We start from the raw sequence: 3,744 nt of genomic DNA, 5'->3' as shown, positions 1-3,744 counted from the left end.
CCGCCGCCCCGGCGAAGAGGAACGCCCAGGGCACGCCGCCGGCGTGGTCCACGATCAGGCCGGCCACCGCGCCGCCGGCGCGCTCGCCGCCACCGACATGGTGACCACCCAGGTGTACGCCTCGTTCAGCATGCCGGCCGGGGCGATCCGCCCGACCAGGGTGTTCTCCAGGGTCAACGCGGGCGCGATGGTGGCGCCGCCGAGGACCAGCGCGACGCCCAGCGCGGCCGGGCCCGGCATCACCGCGAAGACGGCGAAGCTGGCGGCCACCGCGCCGAGCAGCCAGGCGAACTGTCGGGTCATGTTGGCCGACGGCTTGCGTACGCCGAACCAGAGGCCGCCCGCGGCGCTGCCGATGCCCCAGACGGCCAACAGCAGGCCGGCGAGGCTCTCCGGGTCGTCGGCGGTGGCGTTGCCGGCGAAGGCGGGCACGATCACCCCGGCGGCCCCGAACGCGATGCCGAGGCTGGCGACGCAGAGCAGCAGCGCGGGGAAGCCGCCCACCCGCAGCGGGCCGAGGCCCCTGGCGTGGTGCTCGCGCGGGTGCGGCTGCCAGCCGCGCATCACCCGCCCGAGCGCCACGGCGGCCGTGCCGACCAGGGTGACCAGGGCAGCGCCGACCAGCGCGGCAGCGGCGTCGGCGACGAGCACGAAGCCGGCCACCAGCAGTGGGCCGAGCACGAAGACGACCTCGAAGAGCGAGGTCTCGGCGGCCAGCGCGGTGTTGCGCAGGTGGTACCGCCCGGAGTTCGGGCCGGTGAGGTCGTTCCAGGCACCCCGGATCGCGGCGGTCAGCGGCGGGTAGGTCGCACCGGCGATCCCGGCGGCCAGGTAGATCAGGCCCAGGTTGCCGGCCCCGGACCGGCTGGCCCCGAGCAGCCCGAAGAGCGCGAGGGGATGGGCGACGGACGTGGCCAGCAGCACGGGGGTGGGGCCGACCCGGTCGGCGATCCGGCCGGCGACGGGGCTGAGGGCGGCACCGGAGAGGGCGTAGACGCCGCCGGCGACCGCGGCGAGCGAGTACCGCCCGGTCACCTGCGCGACGACGAGCAGCAGCGCCAGCGGGGTCATGCCGATCCCGAGCCGGCCGATGACGCCGAGGATCAGCAGCATCGGCGCGCCGGGGATCCGCCAGACGCCCAGGTACTGGCGCAGTGCGGCCACGGTCGACCTCCGAGGATGCAATGGGTGAGAGACGTTTCGACCCTAACGGCGGGCAGGACCGGACGGAACTGGTTTGTGCCCGGACACACCACTCCGCCCGCGTCCGGACCGGACGCGGGCGGAGGTGTCGGGTGGGGTCAGCGCTGGAACTGCACCGGGCCGCTGTTGGCGGCCAACTGCTCCAGTCGGGCGACCCGCTCCTCCATCCGGGGGTGGGTGGAGAAGAGCGCGGCGATGCCGCCGCCCCGCTTGAACGGGTTGTCGATCATCAGGTGGGCGGTGCTGGTCAGCTGACCCTGCGCGGGCAGCGGACGCGTCTGGGTACCCATGTGGATCTTCTTCAGGGCGCTGGCCAGGGCCAGCGGGTCCCGGGTGAGCTGGGCGCCGGAGGCGTCCGCCTGGAACTCCCGGCTCCGGCTGATCGCCAGCTGGATCACGGTGGCCGCGATCGGGCCGACGATCAGGGTGAGCAGCAGCACGGCCGGGTTCGGGGCGTCCTCGTCGTCGCCACCGCCCAGCGGGATGAACCAGGCGATGTTGGCCAGCGCGGTGATGATGCCGGCCAAACCGGCCGCCACGCTGGAGATGAGGATGTCCCGGTTGTAGACGTGCGACAGCTCGTGACCGATCACCCCGCGCAGCTCCCGGTAGTCCAGGATCTCCGTGATGCCCTGCGTGACGCAGACCGCCGCGTGGGCCGGGTTGCGCCCGGTCGCGAACGCGTTGGGCTGCCAGGTCGGGCTGACGTACAGGCGGGGCATCGGCTGCCGCGCCTCGGTGGCCAGCTCACGGACCATCCGGTACAGCTCGGGGAATTCGGCCTCGCTGACCGGTTGCGCCCGCATCGAGCGCAGCGCCAGCTTGTCCGAGAAGAAGTAGGACACACCGTTCATCAGCAACGAAACGACGACGGCGATGACGAGGCCGCCGCTGCCGCCGAACCAGTAGCCGACCGCGAGGATCAGCGAGGTCAACAGGCCGAGCAGCGCTGCGGTCTTCAGACGGTTGTGATGCACGATCGCTCCTTCGGTGCGCGGGTCGCGCGGGACCCGCTGACCGGTCCAACGTCACCGGTACCCGTCAACCATCCTGCTCATGACTGTGAGTTGGCTGGAGATCGCTGTGGGCGCGCTGCGAGCGCCGCCTCGCGCGCTCTGCGGCGTGTCGCGGCATCCCTCGGCCGGGACACCGCGGCTCGCCGCAAACCGCTCGACCAGCGTGCAAGGGCGCGCGGGAGTCGAAACCGTGCGGGCGGTGGCGAAAGGGGTGGGGGCTGCCAGGCCCGGCAGCCAGGAGAAGAGGGTCAGCGAGCGGCGAGGTCGAGGACGAGCTGCGGGGCGAAACCGACCACCACGGCCAGCGCGGTGGCCAGGGCCAGCGCGGTGGTGACCGTCCAGGCCACCTGGCCGCCGGCGGCCGGCACCCCGCCTTCCTCGCCGGATCGGTCGTCCCGGGCGTCGCCGGCGTACAGGGTGGCGGCGAGGCGCAGGTAGTAGGCCAGCCCGATCACCGCGTTGACCGCCACCACCAGGGCCAGCCAGCCGGCGCCGCCGGTCAGCAGCGACCGGACCACGGTGACCTTGGCGAAGAGACCGGCCAGTCCCGGCGGCAGGCCGGCCAGGCCGATCAGCGCCAGCGCGAGGGCCGCCGCCACCCACGGGTGTCGGCGGGCCGATCCGCGCAGGTCGTCGACGGTGCCGCCGTCCGCGCCGGCTGGGCGCAACGCCACCAGCGCCGCGAAGGCCGCCAGCTCCAGCAGCACGAAGAACACCGCGTACGCGACCGCCGCGGCGTACGCCTCCGCCCGGGCCTCGTCGGTGCGCCCGGCGGCCAGCGCCAACGCGCCCAGCGGGGCCAGGATGTAGCCGGCCTGGGCCACCGACGACCAGGCGAGCAGTCGGACCGTACGCCGCTGGCGCAGCGCCACCAGGTTGCCGACCGTCATGGTCAGCACCGCGAGCAGGGCGAGCACCGGGCCGGTGACGTCGGCCGGCAGCGCGCGCTGCACCACGGCGAGCAGGGCCACCACCCCGCCCAGCTTGGAGGCGGTGGAGAGGTACGCGGCCACCGGCAGCGGCGCGCCGTCGTAGGTGGCCGGCGCCCAGGCGTGGAACGGCACCGCCGCCACCTTGAACGCCAGCCCGAGCACCACCAGCGCGACGGCGGCGGTGGCCAGCGGCAGGTCGAGCAGTTCCGGGCGGTCGCCGAGAATCGCGCCCAGCCGGTCCAGGTGCAGCCCGCCGGTGACCGCGTAGAGCAGCGCCGCGCCGAGCAGGGTCAGCGTGGTCGCGACCACGCTGACCACGAAGAAGGTGACCGCCGCCTCGGCGCTGGCCAGGCTGCCCCGACGCAGCCCGACCAGCACGTACAGCGGCAGGGTGAGCGTCTCCAGCGCGACGATCAGAGTGATCAGGTCACCGGCGGCACCGAGCACCACGCCACCGGTCATCGAGCAGGCGAGCAGGAAGCAGAACTCCCCCGGCGGTGTCGACCCGCCGCGCAGCAGCGGCCCGGAGAGCCCGAGCACCCCGAGGGTGAGCAGGGCGAAGACGGCGGCGACCAGGGCCGCCCGGCCGTCCA

2 protein-coding genes and 1 pseudogene are annotated in these 3,744 nt (G+C 74.1%); all 3 read right to left on the bottom strand.

What is annotated here, in order from left to right:
* Nucleotides 1-1,164: pseudogene (locus tag JNW89_RS30665) on the bottom strand (MFS transporter); the annotation flags it as partial.
* Between the two features lie 137 nt (nucleotides 1,165-1,301).
* On the bottom strand, nucleotides 1,302-2,180 hold the full coding sequence (htpX, locus tag JNW89_RS30660; protein WP_238451729.1) for a zinc metalloprotease HtpX: 879 nt from the start codon (nucleotides 2,178-2,180) through the stop codon (nucleotides 1,302-1,304).
* Between the two features lie 287 nt (nucleotides 2,181-2,467).
* Nucleotides 2,468-3,744, bottom strand: a 1,277-nt coding sequence (locus tag JNW89_RS30655; RefSeq protein ID WP_238451728.1) for an NADH-quinone oxidoreductase subunit N, incomplete at its 5' end; no start/stop codon positions are given.

It is taken from the genome of Micromonospora sp. 4G55 (genome assembly GCF_016803375.1).
Note: the sequence above shows the minus strand (reverse complement) of the source record. Positions and strands in the feature narration are given on the sequence as shown.